This is a genomic window from Sphingomonas faeni (genome assembly GCF_030817315.1).
In the GTDB taxonomy this organism is placed as follows: domain Bacteria; phylum Pseudomonadota; class Alphaproteobacteria; order Sphingomonadales; family Sphingomonadaceae; genus Sphingomonas; species Sphingomonas faeni_C.
The window spans coordinates 2,000,530-2,020,513 of sequence record NZ_JAUSZF010000001.1; the positions used below are offsets into that span (position 1 = coordinate 2,000,530).

Annotated in this window: 12 protein-coding genes; 2 read left to right on the forward strand and 10 right to left on the reverse strand. The window is 65.7% G+C overall.

The genetic code is table 11. The features are described from left to right. Positions 1-3: 3 nt before the first annotated feature. Genes QFZ54_RS09285 through QFZ54_RS09300 form a run of 4 tightly spaced genes read right to left on the reverse strand, consistent with a single transcriptional unit; the run spans position 4 to position 3,840 of the window. Entirely contained in the window at positions 4-390 is a 387-nt protein-coding gene (locus tag QFZ54_RS09285) for a c-type cytochrome (RefSeq protein ID WP_307086567.1), read from the reverse strand. Beyond that, positions 387-1,532, reverse strand: a complete 1,146-nt coding sequence (locus QFZ54_RS09290) for a Gfo/Idh/MocA family protein (RefSeq protein WP_307086569.1) — start codon at positions 1,530-1,532, stop codon at positions 387-389. The genes QFZ54_RS09285 and QFZ54_RS09290 overlap by 4 nt, the downstream gene beginning before the upstream one ends. Beyond that, positions 1,529-2,593, reverse strand: a complete 1,065-nt coding sequence (locus tag QFZ54_RS09295) for a sugar phosphate isomerase/epimerase family protein (RefSeq protein WP_307086571.1) — start codon at positions 2,591-2,593, stop codon at positions 1,529-1,531. The genes QFZ54_RS09290 and QFZ54_RS09295 overlap by 4 nt, the downstream gene beginning before the upstream one ends. After that, a complete protein-coding gene (locus QFZ54_RS09300) occupies positions 2,590-3,840 on the reverse strand; it encodes an MFS transporter (protein WP_307086573.1) in 1,251 nt (416 codons plus the stop codon). Before QFZ54_RS09300 ends, QFZ54_RS09295 begins: the two co-directional genes overlap by 4 nt. Before the next feature lie 126 nt (positions 3,841-3,966). On the opposite strand from QFZ54_RS09300, the gene QFZ54_RS09305 reads away from it, so the two are divergent. Both QFZ54_RS09305 and QFZ54_RS09310 read left to right on the forward strand, forming a co-directional pair. Further along, positions 3,967-4,977, forward strand: coding sequence for a LacI family DNA-binding transcriptional regulator (locus QFZ54_RS09305; protein WP_307086575.1), 1,011 nt, complete (start codon positions 3,967-3,969; stop codon positions 4,975-4,977). 158 nt (positions 4,978-5,135) lie between these two features. Continuing rightward, a complete protein-coding gene (locus QFZ54_RS09310) occupies positions 5,136-7,547 on the forward strand; it encodes a GH92 family glycosyl hydrolase (protein WP_307086577.1) in 2,412 nt (803 codons plus the stop codon). A gap of 80 nt (positions 7,548-7,627) precedes the next feature. Here the strand turns inward: QFZ54_RS09310 and QFZ54_RS09315 are convergent, their stop codons facing one another. From QFZ54_RS09315 to QFZ54_RS09340, 6 genes are all read right to left on the reverse strand, one after another. Then, on the reverse strand, positions 7,628-9,970 hold the full coding sequence (locus QFZ54_RS09315; RefSeq protein ID WP_307086580.1) for a GH92 family glycosyl hydrolase: 2,343 nt from the start codon (positions 9,968-9,970) through the stop codon (positions 7,628-7,630). Between the two features lie 35 nt (positions 9,971-10,005). Further along, positions 10,006-11,451: a glycoside hydrolase family 125 protein gene (locus tag QFZ54_RS09320; RefSeq protein WP_307086582.1), complete on the reverse strand. Its 1,446-nt coding sequence runs from the start codon at positions 11,449-11,451 to the stop codon at positions 10,006-10,008. Between the two features lie 14 nt (positions 11,452-11,465). Beyond that, positions 11,466-13,727, reverse strand: coding sequence for a GH92 family glycosyl hydrolase (locus QFZ54_RS09325; protein ID WP_307089355.1), 2,262 nt, complete (start codon positions 13,725-13,727; stop codon positions 11,466-11,468). A 125-nt stretch (positions 13,728-13,852) separates the two neighbouring features. Further along, complete coding sequence (locus tag QFZ54_RS09330) at positions 13,853-14,947, reverse strand: glycoside hydrolase family 43 protein (protein WP_307086584.1); 1,095 nt, start codon at positions 14,945-14,947, stop codon at positions 13,853-13,855. An 84-nt stretch (positions 14,948-15,031) separates the two neighbouring features. Next, positions 15,032-18,118, reverse strand: coding sequence for a TonB-dependent receptor (locus tag QFZ54_RS09335; protein WP_307086586.1), 3,087 nt, complete (start codon positions 18,116-18,118; stop codon positions 15,032-15,034). 367 nt (positions 18,119-18,485) lie between these two features. Next, positions 18,486-19,685: an ROK family transcriptional regulator gene (locus QFZ54_RS09340; protein WP_307086589.1), complete on the reverse strand. Its 1,200-nt coding sequence runs from the start codon at positions 19,683-19,685 to the stop codon at positions 18,486-18,488. Positions 19,686-19,984: the final 299 nt, after the last annotated feature.

Here is a 19,984-nt window from a genome sequence, read left to right on the forward strand (position 1 = left end):
CCGTCATTTCGAGCCCTCGGCCTTGAGGTAGGCGATGATCGTCGCGCGCTTGGCGGCATCGGGCGTCGCGATCGGCATGCGCGTGCCCGGCACCTTCTTCTGCGGTGCGGCGAGATACTCGTTGAGCGTCTTCTCGTCCCAGCGCAGCTTCGATGCCTTCATCGCGGGCGAGTAGTTGAAGCCGGGCGTCGCGGCGGCGGCACGGCCGACCACGCCGTACAGGTTCGGGCCGATGCCGTTCTTGCCGCCCTTCACGACGGTGTGGCACGCGCGGCACGCGGCGAAGGCCGGCGGTGCAGCAGCGGTGGATTGCGCGGTGGTCGGTGCTGAGACCGTGACTGTTGCAACTGCCGCGATACTTCCCGCGACCAGAGCCATGAGCAGCTTCATCCATTCTCTCCCGGATTTACTAAAGTCCATTTCTGGTCTGCGCCGGCGTTGGCGATCACCGCCTCGATGAAGCGCATCGTGCGTAGGCCATCGGTCACGCCCGGAAACCAGCGGCCGTCTTGATCGCCGCGGATCGCCGAGGCGAACGCGCGGTAAAGATTGCCGAAAGCCTCGATATAGCCCTCGGGATGACCGGCAGGTGTACGCGCCAGCGAGGCGGTCGCGTCGAGCATGCCGGGGCCACCGGTCCGCACGATCTCGGCGGGGCGGTCGAGCCAGCGGAGCGTCAGCGTGTTGGGTTCCATCTGCGACCAGTCCAAGCCGCCGCGTTCGCCGTGAATGCGCAGCCGAAGCCCGTTCTCCTCGCCCGCCGCGACCTGCGTCGCCTTGAGCACGCCGCGTGCACCGCCCTCGAACCGGAGCAGCGCGCTGACGTCGTCGTCGAGCCGGCGGCCCTCGACATGCGTCGTCAGGTCTGCGGAAACCGAGTGTACCGACAGGCCGGAGACATGCTCGGCGAGCTGGAACGCATGCGTGCCGATGTCGCCGAGGCAGCCGCCAAGACCGGCGCGGGCGGGATCGGTGCGCCACTCCGCCTGCTTGTTGCCGTCGGTGTCGATCGGCTGGCTGAGCCAGCCTTGCAGATATTCGACCTGGACCAGGCGGATCGCGCCGAAATCGCCGCGTTCGACGCGCGCGCGCGCCTCTTCGATCAGCGGATAGCCGCTGTACGTGAAGGCCAGTGCGAAGTGGCGGCCGCTGGCCTTGGCGGCGGCGGCGATCGCCTCGGCCTCGACCACGCTCATCGCCATCGGCTTTTCGCAGAAGACGTGGAAGCCGGCGTTCAGCGCGGCGATCGCCATCGGGGCGTGGAGATGGTTCGGCGTGACGACCGCGAGCGCGTCAATGCGCTGGTCTGCGGGTAGGTTTCGCTCGTTTGCGATTATCGCGTCGATCGACGGATAGACGCGCTGTGGATCGAGGTTGAGCAGGGTACCGGTGCGCGTGTTGCGCCCGGCGTCGGTGCTGAACGCGCCTGCAACGAGGTCCCAATCGCCGTCGAGCGCGGCTGCCATCCGGTGGACGGCGCCGATAAAGGCTCCTTCCCCGCCGCCGACCATGCCGAGACGAAGACGGCTCATGCCTGCTCCTCCGACAGCCCAAGCAACTTGCGGATGGCGGCGCGGTCGATGCCGCTGGCGGCGAAGTCGTCGAACGGGCGTTCGGTCAGGCGGATCATGTGGTCGCGAATGAACGGTGCGCCTTCGCGCGCGCCATCATCGGACCGTTTCAGCGCGCACTCCCATTCGAGCACCGCCCAGCCGTCATAGCCATATTGCGCCATCTTGCTAAAGATCGCGGAGAAATCGACCTGCCCGTCGCCGAGCGAGCGGAAACGGCCGGCGCGGTCGACCCAGTTCTCGTAACCCCCGTACACGCCGGTTCGGCCGGTCGGGTTGAACTCGGCATCCTTGACGTGGAAGCACGAAATCCGGTCGTGATAGCGATCGATGAAGTCGAGATAGTCGAGCTGCTGCAACACGAAATGCGACGGATCGAACAGCAGGCGCGCGCGCGGATGGTTGTCGACCGCGGCGAGGAAGCGTTCCCAGGTCGCGCCGTCATGAATGTCTTCGCCGGGATGGACTTCGAACGCGCAATCGACGCCGGATTGCTCGAACACGTCGAGGATCGGGGTCCAGCGGCGGGCGAGTTCGGCAAAGGCCTCCTCGATCAACCCGGCGGGGCGTTGCGGCCAGGGGTAGACGTACGGCCATGCCAGCGCGCCCGAGAAGGTGGCGTGCGCGGACAGGCCAAGATTGGCGCTGGCGCGTGCGGCGAGCTTGACCTGCTCGACCGCCCATAGCTGGCGCTCGGCCGGCTTGCCGTGGAGTTCGGGGGGCGCGAAGCCGTCGAACAGCGTGTCGTACGCCGGGTGGACGGCGACGAGCTGGCCTTGCAGATGCGTCGACAGCTCGGTGACCTCGATGCCGTGGTTAGCCAGCCTGCCGCGCAGATCGTCGCAATAGGTCTTGCTCTCGGCGGCGAGCTTCAGGTCGATCAACTGCGCGTTGCAGGGGATCTGGACGCCGACATAGCCGAGTCCAGCCGCCCACTCGGCCAGCGCGTCGAGCGTATCGAACGGAGCCTCGTCGCCGAGGAACTGGGCGAGGAAAATCCCGGGGCCCTTCATGCCGGTCATGCTGCACTCTTTCTGGTATCGTCGCGGAAGGTGAACTGGAACAGCAGCGCGATCACGGCCGCGGCGATCGCGGGATACCACCACATATGCTGCCAGTCGGCGATGGTCGGCGATGCGGGCAGCTGCGCGTAAAGCAGCGCGCCGATCTGCGATCCGAGCAGCATGCCGACGCCGTAGGTGAACAGCGTCAGCATGCCCTGCGCCTGCGCGTTGACGCCCTTGGGCGTGGCGATCGTGCCGGTGTAGATCGCGCCGGCGACGAAGAAGAAATCATAGCACACGCCGTGCAGCGCGACGCCGAGATACACCGCCCAGATCGACGAACCGCCATCGCCGAGCGCGAACAAGGCGTAGCGCAACGCCCATGCGGCCATGCCGACCAGCAGCAGCGGCTTCACGCCGAACCGGCGATACAGCCACGGCATCGAGAACATGAACACGAGTTCGGACATCTGCCCGATCGCGAGCGTGCCGCCGACGTTGCTGATGCCGGTCGCGCCGACATAGGGCGAGGCATAGGCATAATACATCGCCAGCGGGATCGAGATCAGCGTCGCGCAGGTCATGAAGATCAGGAACGAGCGCTGTCGGAGCAGACCGAACGCCTCGACGCAGAACACCTGGCGAAGCACGCTCTCGTCGCGCGGCGCATCCGCGGTGACGTTCGGCAGGGTGAAGCTGTAAAGACCGAGCGCGATCGAGACGACCGCCGCAACGCGGAAGATCTCCGGGCTCGCCGACAGCCCCGCCCAGCCGATGATCAGGCCGGCGGTGATCCAGCCGAGCGTGCCGAACGCGCGGACGAACGGGAACTTGTCGGTCCGCTCGCCGAAGCTCTTCAGCGCGATCGTGTTCGCGAGGCCGACCGTCGGCATGTAGAGGATCATGTAGCAGAGCAGCAGCCAGACGAAGGTCCGGCCGTTCTCCGGCGTCACCAGCGATGGCAGCACGAACAACAGCACGCCGCCGACAAGATGCAGGATCACCATCAGCATCCGCGGGCTGACGTACCGAGCTGCCGCCATGCCGAGCAGGAACGACCCGACGATCGACGCGATCGGCCCGACCGAGAAGGCGTTGCCGATGAGGTTGCCGATCCCGACCGTCTGCATGACGAGTCCGAGCGTGACGGTCCACGCGCCCCAGACGAAGAACTGCATGAACATCATCGCGCTCAGGCGGCCGGTCAAAAGACCACCCGACGGAGCTACGCCTGTTGAATATTGTGCAGTGTCTGCAACGGCCATTCGCCAACCTCTCCGATCGCAGTTTTACTGCTTGTCTGACAGGAAGCTACGGATCCATGAAACGGATGTAAAGGATTACATCGGATATATATCGACACTGCCTCCGACCGGATACATGACGACGCCATGCCGACGATCATCGAAGTGGCCGCACTCGCGGGCGTCTCCACCGCCACCGTTTCGCGCGTACTGAGCCGCCCCGAACAGGTGTCGGAGGAAACGCGCCTGCGGGTGCTCGCGGTGGTCCGGTCCTCCGGCTACACGCCCAACGTAGCCGCGCGCAGCCTGCGCACGTTGCGCGCCGCCAAGATCCTGCTGACCGTCCCCGACATCTCCAACGCGTTCTTCGCCAGCGTCATCCGCGGTGCGGAAGAGGCCGCGAGGGACGCGGGTTACTCGGTCGTGGTCGGCGACACGCGGCACGATCCTGAGGTCGAGGACCAATATGCCGACATGCTCTCGCGCCGCGAAGTCGACGGGCTGATCTTCCTCGGCCACCGCCTGCCCGCCAGCCTCGCTCCCCTGCTGTCGCGCAAGGGGGCCTCGGCGCCAATCGTCAACGGCTGCGAATACAGTCCCGACCTGGGCGTCCCCAGCGTCCATATCGACAACGCCGCGGCCAGCGCCGACGCGATAGAGCATCTCATTGGCCTCGGCCACCGCAGGATCGGTGTCGTCACCGGCCCCGAGATCAGCCCGATCAGCCGCGACCGTCTCGCCGGCGCGATCGACGCTATGACCCGCGCCGGCCTCCGCGAGAACCTCCACATCCGCATCGGCGACTATTCCGCCGGCTCGGCCATCGACCATACCCGCGACCTGATCGCGCAGGACGTGACCGCGATCTTCTGCTTCAGCGACGAAATGGCGATGGGCGCGCTCAGCGCGATCGGCGACGCGGGGCTGTCATGCCCGAAGGACGTCTCGGTCATCGGCTTCGACGACCTTCCGCTAGCACGCTATTTCCAGCCGCCGCTGACGACGATCGCCCAGCCCAAGTCGATGATCGGCTGCCGCACCGTCGAGTTGCTCGTCGATATCCTCCGCGGCGTCGACAGCCCGTCGCGGCAGGTCACGCTGGATCACGAACTGATCGTCCGTGGCAGCACCGCCGCGCCCGGAACGCGCCGCCGCTGAGCTGACGCTACGAGCAAAGTCGGTCGCCATCCCTTCTCGGCCCGACCCCGACTTACAGCAGGACTCCTGTCCTTATTGACAATCAAATTAGTTTAATAAAGTATCGGGGTGCAGCACGCGGTTCGCATAGAAACCCGGCGGCGGAGGAGGATTGCCCCGTGACCGATACAACACGCCCTGGCCCGCCCCCGTCGCCGCGCCCCCGCGTCGCCAGCAGCCTATCGATCGCGCGGCGAACCACGGCGGTCGCTGCGATCCTGATGCTGACGCCCTTCGGTGCGGTGAACGGCCAGCATTCCCCCGGGTCGGACAAATCGCCGGTCGAGGAAGCCAACCCGCTCGTCGGCACCGCGCCGCTCGATCGCCCCGAACTGATCGGCAACGCGCCGCCGCCGGGCGAGCCGGTCTATTCGGGGATCACCTCGCCCGGTGCGCGACTGCCCAACAGCTCGGTCGCGGCGGCGCCGGTCAACGTCAACGTCGAGGCGACCTATCCGACCGGGGTGGCGACACCCTATCATTATCCGAGCCTGACGATGATCGGCTTCACCGGCGGCGGCGGGCCGTCCTATGGCGCGCGCGCGCAACCGATCATCATGCCGGTGGTGGGCGACTGGACGGTGCCGCCGGCCTATACCCAGGCCTATTACGACAAGGCGAAGGAGGTCGCGCGGCCGGGCTATTATTCGGTCTATCTCGACACGTTTCGGACGCGCGCCGAACTGACCGCGACGCAGTGGACCAGCCTGATGCGGTTCACCTTTCCGGCCAGCCAGCGATCGCACCTGATCCTCAACCTGCCCGGCCGCGGCGGCGAGGTCGAGGTGGTCGGCAACGACCAGGTGCGTGGCATCGCGGCGGAACGGGGCGACGACGATGCGCGTGACGGCCGCTATTTCGTCGCACAATTCTCCAAGCCGTTCAGCGGCTATGGCACCTTCCGCAAGTCGCCTGGCAACAGCCGCGGCTACGGCATCGGCGACAAGGACGTCGTCCCCGCATCGCGCACGATCACCGGCAGCTTCGCCGGCACCTACCTGAACTTCACCACCCGGCAGGACGAGACGGTGCTGGTGAAGATCGCGCACGGCCAGAGCTTCGCCGACGCCGAACGACGCCTGCGACGCGAACAGCCCGGGTGGAATTTCGAGGGAGTCCGCCAGGCGGCGACGAACACATGGGCGACGTTGCTGAACCGCGTCCGGGTGAAGGGCGGCACGGCCAAGCAGCGGATGCTGTTCTATTCGACGCTGTTCCAGTCCTTTGCCAGCCCGCGTTTGCTGGCGCACAAGGGCGAGCGCTTCACCGACACCAACGGCAAGACCCGGACCGCGACCTATGACCGGTACGGGCCGGTGCCGTTCTGGGATACCGGGCGCAACCAGATCGTGCTGCTGGAGCTGATGGAGCCCGAGCTGGTCCAGAACGTGATGCGCTCCGAACTCGATATGGCGCGCGAGCGGGGGTACATGAACACCTCGTTCCACGGCGACAACGCGGTGTTCCTGTATCTCGGCGCGTGGAAGCGCGGCATCGCGTTCGACTATGCCGCCGCGTACGAGTTCCTCCGCCGCAACGCCGTCGATCCGAAAGGCCCGCGCGGCTATCTGGCGGAATATCAGCGCAATGGCTGGATCGCGGACGAGATCCCACCGGGCAATCCCAGCCCACCCTATGCCGGCGGCAAGGCCGGCGCGGCGACGACGCTGGAATATGCGTGGGACGACCATGCGATGGCAGACTTCGCCGAGCGGCTCGGCAAGACCGACGACGCAAAGCTGTTCAGCGCGCGCGCGTCCAACTGGCGCAACGTGTTCGATCCCTCCATCGGGTTCATCCGGGGCCGCACTGCCGATGGCAAATGGATCGCGCCGTTCGATCCGCAGGAGCCCTATTACAACTACATGATGAAAGAGGCGTCGGGCTGGTCGACCTTGTGGCTCGTCCCGCACGACGTGCAGGGGCTCGCCACCGCGCTCGGCGGACGCGCGACGTTCAATGCCAAGCTCGATCGGTTCTTTGCGACCCCCTATACGCCAACGGGCATCTGCCGCGATTGCACGGGATTGATCGGGCAGTACGTGCAGGGCAACCAGCCCGACCAGCACGCCGCGTATCTCTATGCGTGGAGCGGCCAGCCGTGGAAGACGCAGGCGCTGACGCGGCGCATCCTCGACACGCTCTATGGCAGCGATGCGTCCGGCTACGGCTATCCCGGGATGGACGATCAGGGCGCGACGTCGTCCTGGTATGCGCTGAGCGCGATGGGTTTCTATCCGGTCGATCCGTCGAGCGACGTCTATGTGCTGGGCAGTCCGGTGTTCGACGAGGCGGCGATCCGGCTCGGCAACGGCCGGACGCTGGAGATCGTCGCGCGCGGCAACTCGCCGACCAATATCTACATCCAGTCGGCGACGCTGAACGGCAAGCCGTGGACGAAGTCCTGGTTCAGCCATGCCGACGTCAAGGATGGCGCCCGGCTGGAGCTGATCATGGGAGCCAGACCCAATCCGAATTGGGGGAGCGCCGTTGCGGATGCGCCCCCGTCCTTGTCCCCGCCCGCGTCATAGCGAGGGGAGTTCGTCGGCTCCCCCCTTGCCGGCGAACGGTTCAGCGCCTCGGGAACGTCGTTCCCGAGGCGTCTTTTTATCTATCGCCGCTTAGCTTCGAACGATGGCGGTTCGAACGAGGGCGGGCGGTCGGCCTTGGCCGTGCCGAACGACGACGGCTTCGGTCCCATCGTGAACTCCAGCTCGCCACCGCGCGCGAGGTCGGCGTGCGCGATCCAGTTCCGGGTCCAGGGCTTGCCGTTCCAGCGGACCGACTGGACATAGGGGCTGGCCGGCGCATTGCCCTTGGCGACGACGCGTAAAGTTCGTCCCGCGCCGAGATCGACCTGTGCCGCGTCGAACAGCGGCGAGCCGAAGACATAGACGCCGCTGACCGGATCGACCGGATAGAAGCCGAGCGCCGACAGGATGAACCACGCGCTCATCTGGCCGCAATCGTCGTTGCCGATGACGCCGTCGGGATCGGCCTTGTACATCTCGGTCAGCAGGCGACGCACCATCGCCTGCGTCTTCCACGGCGCGCCCGCATAGGCGTAGAGATAGGCGGCGTGCTGATCGGGCTCGTTGCCGTGCGCATACTGGCCGACCAGCCCGGTGATGTCGGGCGGCGCATTCTTGGGGAGCGTCGACGGCGCGGTGAACAGCGCGTCGAGCTTCTTCACGAACCCCGCATCGCCGCCGAACAGCGCGATCAGGCCATAGGCGTCGTGCTGGTTGAGGAACGTCGCCTGCCACCCGTTCGCCTCGGTATAATCGCGCTGCTTCTCGGGGTTGTGGCCCAGCTGGATCGGGTCGTAATCGACCCACCAGCTGCCATCGGCGAAGCGCGGCCGGGCAAATCCGATCTTGGGATCGATGACGTTGCGATAGTTGAGGCTGCGCTTGCGCAGCACAGCGGCGTCGGCCTTGGCGCCAGCCGCCTCGGCGAGCACCGCCATCGCCCAGTCGTCATAGGCATATTCCTGCGTGCGGCTGACCGACTCCCACGTCTTGTCCGCGGGCACGAAACCGAGGTCGTAATAGAAGCCGCGGCCGAGCGTGCTGTCGATGTCCGGAAAGGTGCGGTCGAACGCGCGCCTGCGGATCTGCGGCCACGCGGCGGCGTAATCCGCCTCGATTCCCTTGGCGCAGGCTTCGGCGAGTACCGACACCGAATGCCAGCCGATCATGCACGCGGTCTCGACGCCCTGCAGCGGCCAGACCGGTGATCCGGTCGGGCTCTGCACGGTCTGGCGGACGAGATCGCGGGTGAACTGCGCCGCCTTGTCGGGCTGGACGAGCGTGAGCAGCGGATGCAGCGCGCGATAGGTGTCCCACATCGAATAGGTGCTGAACGCGGGCTCGGCGGCGGTCGTCTGGTGTACCTTGCGGTCGAGCCCGACATAGCGGCCGTCGCGGTCGGTGAAGAGCGTCGGCGAGAGGAACGCGTGATACAGCGCGCTCGCCATGATCGTGCGCTGTTCGGGCGTACCGCCATCGACGCGGACGCGGTCGAGTTCGGTTTGCCAGATACGCGCTGCCGAGCGCCGGACCGCATCGAACTGCCAGCCTGCCGCTTCGCCCTGGAGCGCGGCCTTGGCGCCGGCGACGTCGACCGCGGAGATGCCGGTCTTGATCAGGATCGGCGCGCCGCCCGCCTGATCGAAGAAGAACGCGACCTTCAGGCGGTTGCCGGTAACGCCCTTCGCACCCGCCGGTGCCGGCGTGTCGTCGTCGCCGAAGAACTGGACGCGGTCGGGCTTGCGCGACAGCTGCATCGCGAAATGGATACGCCGTCCCTTCGCCCAGCGGTGGACGCGGCGGCTGCCCGTCAGCATCCCGTCGGGGGAGAGCGCCAGCGAGGCCTCGTCGATCAACGTGCCCTTGTCCCAGACGTCGAGGATCATGTGTGCGAAGTCGACCAGGATGTGGCCGGGGCCCTGCGGGAAGCTGTAGCGGTGGTGACCGGTCCGCTCGGTCACGGTCAGTTCGGCGAGCACGCCGGATTCGAGCTTCACGCGGTAATAGCCGGGCTCGGCGAGTTCGTCGGTGAAGCGCTGGCGATAGCCCTCTTCGGGTTTGCCGAGCGCGCCGGGTTTCAGCTGCAACGGTCCGCGCGTCGGCACCACGAGGACGTCGAGCATGTCGCCGATCCCGGTGCCCGACAGATGCGTGTGGCTGAAGCCCATGATCGAGCCGTCGTCCTGGTGATAGCCCGAGCACGCATCCCAGCGGCTGTTGTCGGTATCGGGACCGAGCTGGACCATCCCGAACGGCAGCGACGGACCCGGATAGGTATGGCCGTGGCCACCGGTGCCGACGAACAGGTCGGGCTTGCCCGCGACCGGGCGCTGGCCCTGCGCCTGCGATGCGGCGGGCAGGACGCCCGCGAGGCCGGCGAGCCCGGTGGTGGCGAGCACCTGGCGGCGGTTGGCGGTGGTCATGTGTATCTCCCGGAGTCGATGTCAGTAGCGGGGGGTCAGTAGCGCGCGGCGAGCAAGGCGGGCTTGCGGCGCTCGAGGTCGAGGATCAGCTCGCCGAAAAGGCCGTTGGCCCAGGCGAACCAGTGCCGCGTGAACTTGGCCGGATCGTCCTTGTGGAAGGATTCGTGCATGAAGCCGGTGCCGCCATGCGTCGTCTTCAGCCACGTCAGGCACTGGCGGATCACGGCGTCGTCGTCGCTGTTCATCGCGTGCGTGACGATCGACATCGGCCAGATCATGTCGAGCCCGATATGCGGCCCGCCGATCCCGCGCGCGGCGGTGCCGGTGAAGAAATACGGGTTGCGGTCGCTCCAGGCGAGCGCGGCGGTGCGGCGGAACAGCGGGTCGGTGCGATCCGCCGCGCCGAGCAGCGGCAGGCCCGACAGGCTCGGCACGTTGGCGTCGTCCATGAAGATCGCGTTGCCGAAGCCGTCGACCTCATACGCCCAGACCTCGCCGCCCTGCCCGTCCGGCATCCGGCCATGCGCGCGGAGCGCCGCCTCGACCTCGGTCGCCAGTGCTTCGCTGTCGGTGGCGCCCGCCATATCGCCGCGCGCCTCGCGCTGGACCGTCGCCAGCATGCGCAACGCCGACACCGCGAACAGGTTCGACGGGATCAGGAACGGATAGAGGCACGCATCGTCGGACGGGCGGAACATCGAATGGATCAGGCCGACCTTCCGCGTCGGCGCGCCGTAGCCTTCGAACATGAGCGTTTCGGTCGGCGAGACGTTCAGGCGCTGGAAACGATACGGGCCCTTGCCGTCCTTGCGCTGCTGTTCGCGGAAGGTGGCGACCGCGCGGCGCATCGCCTTCGCCCAGAGATCGTCGAACGGCGTCTTGTCGCGCGTCGCGGTCCAATAGCCATGCGCGAGCCGCATCGGGTAGCAGAGCGAGTCGATCTCCCATTTCCGCTCGGCGACGCCCGGCTTCATGTCGGTCTGGTCGGTCCGCGCGCCGAGGTTCGACTTGGCGGTCGGATCCTCCATGAACGCATTGGCGTACGGGTCGATCAGGATGCACCGCGCCTGCCGTGCGATCAGCCCGACGAAGACACGGCGCAAGCCGGCATCCTTCGGCGCGAGGTGCACATAGGTCTGCATCTGCGCCGAACTGTCGCGCAGCCACAGCGCCTCAATATCGCCGGTGATGACGAACGCATCGGGCTTGCCCCCGGGTTTGCCATCAACCGTGCCGACCTTGACGGTGGTGTCGAGCGTGTTGGGGTAGCAATTCTCGAACAGCCAGGCGAGTTCGGGGTCGGCGATCTTCGCCTTCACGCGGGCGATCTCGGCCTCGACCGCGGGGCTGACGAAGCGACGTTGCGCGCGCGGCGGTCGCTTGCTCAAGAGGGGCGCGGCAGCGGAGGCGGTGCGCGGGAGGCTGGCGGTGACGGCCAGCGCCGCGGCCCCCGTCATGACGTCGCGACGACGAAAGCGCATTCCGGTCTCCATGGTCAACGTCCCGCCACCGGTGCGCTCATCGAGAACGGCGCATCCGCCTTTGCCGCACCCCAGGCGGTGTTCGGCGTCGGGCCCATCACGAACCGCAGCGTGCCGCCCTGCTGCAGCGCCGCGCGAGTCAGCCAGGGCTTGTCGTGCGGGGTACCGTTGAAGCTCGCCGACTGGATGTAGACGTTGCCGGGGCCGTTGTTCGCCGCCTCGATCGTCAGCGTCTTGCCGCCCGGCATCGTCAGCTTCACGGTCTGGAACAGCGGGCTGCCGATCGCATATTGCCCGACCGCAGGCGTCACCGGGTAGAAACCCAGCGCCGAGAACACGTACCACGCCGAGGTCTGGCCATTGTCCTCGTCGCCGGGATAGCCGTCGGGCGCAGGCGAGTAGAGCTTCTTCATCACGTCGCGCACGTGATATTGCGTCTTCCACGGTGCGCCCGCCCAGTCGTAGAGATAGGTCATGTGCTGGATCGGCTGGTTGCCGTGCGCATATTGTCCCATGTCGACGATCTGCATCTCGCGGATCTCGTGGATGGTCTGCCCGTAATAGCTGTCGTCGAAGATCGGCGGCGTGGTGAAGATCGAATCGAGCCGCTTCACGAACGCCTCGCGCCCACCCATCAGGTCGGCGAGACCCTGCACGTCCTGCATCACCGACCAGCTGTAATGCAGCGCATTGCCCTCGGTGAAGGCATCGCCCCATTTGTACGGGCTGAACGGCGTCGACCAGCTCCCGTCCTTGTTGCGACCGCGCATCCAGCCGCTCTGCGCATCATAGAGCTTGCGGTAATTCTGCGCCCGCGTGGCATAGAGCTTCGCATCCTCGGTCTTGCCGAGTGCCGCCGCGAGCCGCGAGATCGAGAAGTCCGCCGTCGCATATTCGAGCGAGCGCGCGGCATTCTCGTTGATGCCGACGTCATAGGGCACATAGCCGAGGCGGTTGTAATATTCGACGCCCTCGCGCCCGACCGCGCCGACGACCTTGCCCTTCTTGTCGACCGGACGCCCTTGCGAGGTCGTCGCGTTCTTGACCATCGCCTCGTACAGCGTCTCGACGTCGAACCCGCGTACGCCGTTCAGATAGGCGTCGGCGATCAGGTTGGCGGAGTTCGATCCGATCATCACGTCGCGGTGGCCGGGGCTCGCCCATTCGGGCAGCCAGCCGGACTCTTTGTAGGTGTTGACCAGCCCCTGCATGATCTCGCTGTCGCGCTCGGGATACATCAGCGCGAAGAACGGGAAGACCGCGCGCCACGTGTCCCAGAAACCGTTGTCGGTATAGAGGAAGCCCGGGTGCACCTTGCCGTCGTACGGGCTGTAATGGACGGTCTGGCCCTTGCCATCGACCTCGTGGAACATGCGCGGGAACTGCAGCATGCGGTACAGCGCCGAGTAGAAGATGCGGCGGTTGTCGAGATTGGGATCGGTGACCTGGACGCGGTCGAACTCGCGCTGCCAGATCGCCTTGGCCTTCGTCTTGGTCTGCTCGAACCCGTCGCCACCGATCTCGCCGCGCAAGTTTCGCTCGGCCTGTTCGAGGCTGATGAACGACGACGCCACCTTGACGCCGACCTGCTCGCCCTTGCGCGTCTTGAAGCTGACGACCGCGCCGACATGATCGCCCTGGCGCGTCGGCGTCGCGGTGACCTGCCCCTTCCCGTCCCAGGTCTGGCTGACGATGAAGTCATGGTCGAATTCGGCGACGAAGTAATTGTGGAAATTATCGGGCACGCCGCCGTGGTTGTTGCGGACATAGCCGGTGATGCGGCGCTTGGCCTTGTCGATCGAGACCATCGAGCCGCCGGCATAGCCGTCGAGGATGATGTGCGCGTCGTTGCTCTGCGGGAAGGTGAAGCGGAACTGCGCGGCGCGGTTGGTCGGCGCGACCTCCGCCGTCACGTCGTAATCGGCGAGATAGACCTTGTAGCTGTACGGCCGGCTGTCCTCCGCCTTGTGGCTGTACCAGGACGCGCGTTCGTCCTCCTTCACCTTCAGCGCGCCGGTCGTCGCCATCAGCGAGAACGCGGCGTAATCGTTCATCCACGGACTGGGCTGGTGGGTCTGCTTGATGCCGTTGATCTTGTTCGCGTCGTAGGTGTAGCCCCAGCCGCTGTTGGTCTTGCCGGTGACCGGCGTCCAGAAGTTCATCCCCCACGGCACCGCCACCGCGGGATAGGTGTTGCCATAGGACAAGGTGTAGTCGGAATCGGTCCCCATCAGCGGGTTGACCAGATCGACCGAAGGCTGGTCCTGCGGCTGCATCGCTCCGGTGGCTGAAGCGGCCGCCGCGCTGGCCTTGGTCTGGGCCAGTATCGGCGCGGGCGCGACGAGGGCGAGCGACGCGACCGTCGCTACCGTGCCGCGCAAATTGGCGATCACCCTGTTTCTCACATCGCTCTCCCTGAAGATTGTGTCGGCTTCTGCACGCCGATCGGTCGCGGCTTGACGCCCGCATTGGTCATCACCACCGGCTCGATCCGACCATCGGCGGCAAAGACCATCCTGTCGATCGCGATCTGCCGGTGTTCGCCGCGATCGGTGTCGAGCGGGCGGCGGTGATAGGCGATGTACCAGTCGTCGGTGCCGGGGACATTGACGACCGAATGATGCCCCGCCCCGCGCGCGATGCGGAGGTCCTGCGACAGGATCTTGCCGCGCGGCGTGAACGGTCCGGTCGGTCCCGGCCCGGTCGCATAGGCGACGCTATAGTCCGGGCCGGTCCAGCCGCCCTCCGACCACATCAGATAATAGACGCCCGTGCGCTCGATCATGAACGAGCCCTCGACATAGCCGGGCGGCGTCACTTCCTTGTATTTCGAACCGTCCGCGAACGGCAGGATGCGTTTCAGGTCCGCGCTGAGACGGACGACGTTGCAATGCTTCCAGCCGCCGTAGAACAGATAGACCTGGCCGTCCCGGTCGCGAAACGCGAACGGGTCGATCGGTTGCGCACCGTTGTGGAAGGCGCCGACCAGCGGCTTGCCGATCGCGTCCTTGAACGGACCGCCGGGCCGATCGCTGACCGCGAGGCCGATCCCGCCAAGCTCCGCATCGCTCTGGATATCGTTGGCGCTGAAGAACATATAATAGCGGCCATTCGCCTGGATCACCGACGGCGCCCAGATCGCATAGGCCGCCCACCCTGCGTTCCGCACGTCGAACACGTGGTCGTGCTTGGTCCAGTGCACCAGATCGGGTGACGAGAACGCATTGAAGAAGGTCTGCATCCCGTAGGACGGGCGCACCGTCTTGCGCTGCCGGGCGAGCTTTTGCGCGGCCGAGAAGCGGCTGGTGACGTCGGGTTTGCCGTAGTGATCCGAATAGGTCGGATAGATCCAGTAGCGCCCGGCGAACACACGGATTTCGGGGTCGGCATACCAGCCGGGAACGATCGGGTTCGACGCGCTGGCCAGACCGCACATCAGCAGCGCGGACACGGTCAGCGCGATCCGAACCCCACGCCGCCCGCGCGTTTCACCCACGCCCTTCGACGTGGCGCCGCGAGAAAAAGGGAGGGTAGCGCCGCGAAGGCGCCACCCGAGACAAGAGTCGATCAAACCAGGCCATCAGAAGTTGAACGACACGCCCACATAGGCCCGGCGACCGAAGTAATTCCGGTAGGTGAAACGGTCCTTCGTATCGTTGCCGAGATGGCGGCTTTCCTCGGCCTTGGTGAGGTTGATCACCGAGGCGGTGAGGTTCAGCCGGTCGGTCAGCGCATACGCCGCGTTGAGATCGACCTGCGCATAGGGGTCGGTGTATTCGTTCAGGCCCGACTGCAACCCGCCGACGACCTCGCCGCGCCGGTTGTACGATGCCCGCAGCAGCACCTTGTCGTGTTCGTAGAAGACCGAGGCGTTGACCTGGGTCTTGGCGCTGCCGACCAACGCGGACGAACCGACCTTCTGGCCGTCGAGCGTGACGTCCGCCACCGACGTGTCGTTATAGGTGAAGTTGACCTGCGCGCCGAGACCGAAGGGCAGCGTGTGCTGCGCGTACAGCTCGACACCCTGCGAGCGCGCGTTCGAACCGTTCGCGACCGTCGAGTAAGGCTGGATCAGCTGTTGCGTTCCATTGACGTCGCGGGTGACGTTCAACACCAGCGGGACGACGAAATCGGAGACGTCCTTGCGGAAGAAGGTTGCTCCGAGCACCGAACCGCGATGGAAATACCATTCGATGCCGAGATCATATTGCCACGCCGAGAACGGATTCAGATCCGAGTTACCGCCGCTGCCCGACCAGCCGGCGAACTCGCCGAACTGGCCGCGATCGAACGCATAGGCATCCGAGCGGAAGGTGAGCGAGCGCTGTGAGCCGAGATCCGCGAAGGACGGCCGGGCGATGACCTTGGCGACCGCGCCGCGAACCAGCAGGTCGGGCGTGACTTCGTACGACACGTTGAAGCTCGGCAGCCAGTCCGTGTAGGTCTTCGACTGATCGGCGCGCGTGTTGACGATCGTCTCGCGCACGCTGAGCGGCAGGACCTGGCAATTGCCGTCGGGCCCAAGCGGACGGTTGGGATCGCTCGCGCCACCGGGTCCGTTGACGCAATAGTCGTTGAGATATTGCAGGCGATCAGAGGTGTTGCCCGACTGTTTCGTGTTGGCCATGCGCAGACCCACGTTCCCGCGAAGACCGCCCGTTCCGAAGTTCAGCTGGGCGTACCCGGCAAAGACCCGCTCCCCCAGGGAATAGACGAAATCGGGCTCGTACACGCGCACGGCCTGGCCGTAGGTCGAGTTCAGATACTTCAGATATTCGTCGAAATTGATGCCCGGCACGACATTGGCGTTGAAGCCGCCGTTGATGTTGCCGATCTGGTTTGCGTAGAAGAATTCGGGACGCGCAACGGCGCCGGCTGCGGTATCCTGATAGCGGAGCAACGTCGCCGGATCGGCATACCAGTCGTTGCGACCCGTCTCGCGGCCGATCCTCAGGTCACGCCATTTGCCGCCGATCTGCACCGACTTCAGGAAACCATCGAAGCGCCGCGTCAGGTCGAGCTGCACATAACGCTGGCCGAGGTCGCTGTTGACGAAGCTCGAGTTGGTCGAGCCGACGTCGATCTGCGCGATGCCGTTGCGGATGTTGTTCTGGATTTCGGGCGAGAACTCGAAATTGGCGATCCCGTCCGAGATGTCCCAGTTGCTGACCAGATTGCCGTTCTGCTCCTGTCCCGGCGTCGTCAGGCGCGGCTTGGCGGCGGCGCTGAACCGCACCGACGGGCCACCGCTCGACTTGGTCTTGCCAAGTTTCAGGACAGCATCGAATCGATCCTGGCTATATTTGACTTCGGTTTCGAACGTGTTCGAAACCTGTTTCTCGCGGCTGTACGTGCCGGCGATCTGCGGCGTTTCCATCGTGCACGGGGTCGCGCGTGCAAGGCAGCCCGTACCCGGCGCCGGCACCGCGAAGTTCGCCGACTGGAAGATCGTCCCGCTCTTGTCGAGCGTCGCGCCGGTGAAGAAATTGTCGTAACCCCATTCGGGGATCTTCAACGTGTTCGATGTGAAGTTGCTGGAATAGCCGAACCGGAAATAATTCGCGGTAACCGTGACCGCGTCGAACGGCCTGAACTGCGCAGTCGCCTGGACACCGTACCGCTCGCGTTCTTGGTCGAAGACTTCTGCGTTGACCGACTGCGGTGCCCAATAGCCCGAATAATGCGTGCCATCGCGCGCGGTCGTACCCTGGCCCGGCCAGTACGAGATCGCATCGTCGTTCGCGAACGCCTTGCCGTTGACGTCGGTCGCGGGCGTCCGGACATTGCCCTGCGCGTCGCGATCGCTCCACCACAGCCAGCTCTCGGATGCACTCCGCAACTCGCGGTTGGTGCGCTTCTGCCAGACACCGCCGACCAGCAGGCCGAACGTCTCCTCCTTGTTCTTCCACGAAACCTGCCCGCCGAGCTGCGGTTCGTATTTCTCCGTTGTATCCGAATACGTCCCTTCAGCGGAGACGAACCCCGACCAGGCCGGCACGTCGAACGGCCGCCGCGTGTTGAGGATGATCGTGCCGCCGACGCCGCCTTCCTCCAGGCGCGCTTCGGGCGATTTATAGACTTCGGTGCTGGCGATGAAGGTCGACGGCAGCAGGACGTAGTTGAACGACCGCTGCGGCTCGCCACTGTCGGCGCCGGCGAGAAAATTGCCGTTGAGCAAGGTGAGCGTCAGGCCCGCCTGAAGGCCGCGGATGCTGACCCGGCTGCCCTCGCCGCCGTCGCGGGTGATGACGACGCCCGGAACGCGCTGCAACGCGTCGGCAACGTTCTTGTCGGGGAACTTGCCGACGTCCTCGGCGGTGATGACGTCGACGAAGGCGTTGGCTTCACGCTTCTGGGTAAGGCTTTTCTCGATCGAGCGACGGTAGCCGGTGACGACGATGTCTTGTCCTGCATCCGGGGCGGCATCCTGCGCCGATCCATCGGGTTGCGTCGTGCCGGCGGTCTGGCCGGACGGTGCCGTAGCGGTCGAGGCGGGCTGCGCCTGGTCGGACGGCGTAGCGCTTGGTGCTGGCGTCGTGGAAGGCGCGGCCTGTTGAGCCTGCGCGGCACCGGCCAACGCCGCAGTAAGACTGACCGTCGCCAACAGGAACGACAACGGACGACGGCGATGCGTCACGATCGAGCACGATTCTATGCTTACGGTCATCAGACTTTCCTCTTCCTCGTGAGGATGCCTGCGCCCCCTCACTTACCCCTGCGAATAGCGCGCCTGCCCACCGTTTTCGGTTAGGCTGTCCGGTTGAATCGGATCCTGTCGGCGTGCAGTCTCGACGCCGCTATTTGCCAATTGTAAAAGCAAATTGTCAAATAGATTGTTGCACTAGTTTTGGCCCGTTGCGGACGTAACTCGACGAATACCCTTCGGCGCGTCGTTAGTCTGAGTGAAGATATCGAGAGGACTCACCGTCGCTCTCGCATAGTCGCGCGCCACCAACGCCCAGCCGGCCTTATCCCAACGCCAAGCGCAGGGTTCGATCAGTCGACGTTAGCAGTGGCGAAATCGGCGACCCGCGTCAGTCCGCCGGTGCGCCCGAATCCTTCCAGAGCGCAGCGGCCTTGGGCAGCAGGAAGTGGCTGAACGGCAGGATCGCCGCACCGACCGCCGGCGCGTCCTCCGACAAGGCGGCACGACGAACCGGCGCGATCGCGGGCGCATCGGTCACGTCCCGGATCAGCAGATTCACGCGCTCCGCGACCCGCTCCACCAACCGGCTCGGCAGGCGCCCGCCGATCAGGATCACCGCCGGGTCGATCAGGCAGTTTATCGCGTCGAGCGGCGTACACAGCGTGTGCGCCGCCCGCTCCACCCATTCCTCAAGGCAAATTTCGACGTCGGGTGCCCACTCGGACTGATGCAGCACCTGCCCGATCTCGAACCCCGAACTCGCCAGATGCTCGGCAAGCCCGGACAGCGAGACGAGTTTCTGCACGGTTTCGCGCCCCCGCTTGCCGCCCCCGGCCGCCATGAACCCGAGCTCGCCGCTGCGCCCGTGCGTGCCGCGAACATACGCGCCATCCGCGACGAAACCGCCGCCGAGTCCCGACGACACGAGGATGTAGAAGAAACTGCTGTAATTCTGTCCGAAGCCGAGCTGCATCTCGCCCATCGCAGCGGCTGCTGCATCGTTCTCGACGAACACGGGCAGCGACAACGGCTTTTCGAACAGCGCCGCCATGTCGATCCCGTCCCATGCGGCATAGGCTGCGGGGCGGCCCGGCATCGCGACCAGCGCAAGATCATCCGGCCGCGCGACGCCGATGCCGACCAGCTTGGCGGGATCGACCTTCGCGGTTTTCAGCATCTGGCGCACCGAGCGCCGGAAAAGATCGCGAACGTCGTCGGGGAGCGCGAAGCTGATCTCGATCGACTTGCGCGCGAGGATCTGCGCGAGGAAATCGACCAGCACGATAGTAATATGGTCGCGGTCGATATTGACGCCGATCGAGTAGCACGCGTCGGCCCGGACGACGAGTTTGGTCGGCGGCTGGCCGCGTCCACCGCGGCGCTGGCCGGCTTCCTCGATCATTCCTTCCTGCAACAGCCGCCGCGTGATGTTGGCGATCGCCGGCCCGGTCAGCCCGGTGATCCGCGCGAGGTCGATCCGCGTCAGCGACCCGCCGAGGCGAATGGCATGCAGCGTCACGCGCTGGTTGTGATCGGCGGCACGCTCGAGGTTGGTCCCCGACAGACGCGGCGGCGTTTGAAGAGTCATGCGGACCGATCATCCATGCTGGAGAACAGAAGACGAAGCCGCCGTCCGTCGCGACGTCGCGACTTCGATGCTGGCGGCGAAGTGATCCCGCGATTGCGAAGGCTTGGCAAGCGCGCACTATTCACATCCGGTGAATACGCGGCATATCGCCCCGATCCGAAGACCATGTTCTGCATCCCCCCGCTTCCAAACTGTTCGTTTGAATTATCCAATTTGATGTTCTAATCCACTTCTGCGGTTGCGCAAGAGCTGGCGATGAAGCCAGTCTGGCGACCGAACGAATAGAGGGGATGTGCGCG

Excerpts from the sequence above, each read along its gene's own strand:
- QFZ54_RS09340 (WP_307086589.1), bottom strand. The coding sequence starts at position 19,685 with ATGACTCTTCAAACGCCGCCGCGTCTGTCGGGGACCAACCTCGAGCGT.
- QFZ54_RS09335 (WP_307086586.1), bottom strand. The coding sequence starts at position 18,118 with ATGACCGTAAGCATAGAATCGTGCTCGATCGTGACGCATCGCCGTCGT.
- QFZ54_RS09315 (WP_307086580.1), bottom strand. The coding sequence starts at position 9,970 with ATGACCACCGCCAACCGCCGCCAGGTGCTCGCCACCACCGGGCTCGCC.
- QFZ54_RS09305 (WP_307086575.1), top strand. The coding sequence starts at position 3,967 with ATGCCGACGATCATCGAAGTGGCCGCACTCGCGGGCGTCTCCACCGCC.
- QFZ54_RS09290 (WP_307086569.1), bottom strand. The coding sequence starts at position 1,532 with ATGAGCCGTCTTCGTCTCGGCATGGTCGGCGGCGGGGAAGGAGCCTTT.
- QFZ54_RS09320 (WP_307086582.1), bottom strand. The coding sequence starts at position 11,451 with ATGCGCTTTCGTCGTCGCGACGTCATGACGGGGGCCGCGGCGCTGGCC.
- QFZ54_RS09325 (WP_307089355.1), bottom strand. The coding sequence starts at position 13,727 with ATGCAGCCGCAGGACCAGCCTTCGGTCGATCTGGTCAACCCGCTGATG.
- QFZ54_RS09295 (WP_307086571.1), bottom strand. The coding sequence starts at position 2,593 with ATGACCGGCATGAAGGGCCCCGGGATTTTCCTCGCCCAGTTCCTCGGC.
- QFZ54_RS09300 (WP_307086573.1), bottom strand. The coding sequence starts at position 3,840 with ATGGCCGTTGCAGACACTGCACAATATTCAACAGGCGTAGCTCCGTCG.
- QFZ54_RS09285 (WP_307086567.1), bottom strand. The coding sequence starts at position 390 with ATGAAGCTGCTCATGGCTCTGGTCGCGGGAAGTATCGCGGCAGTTGCA.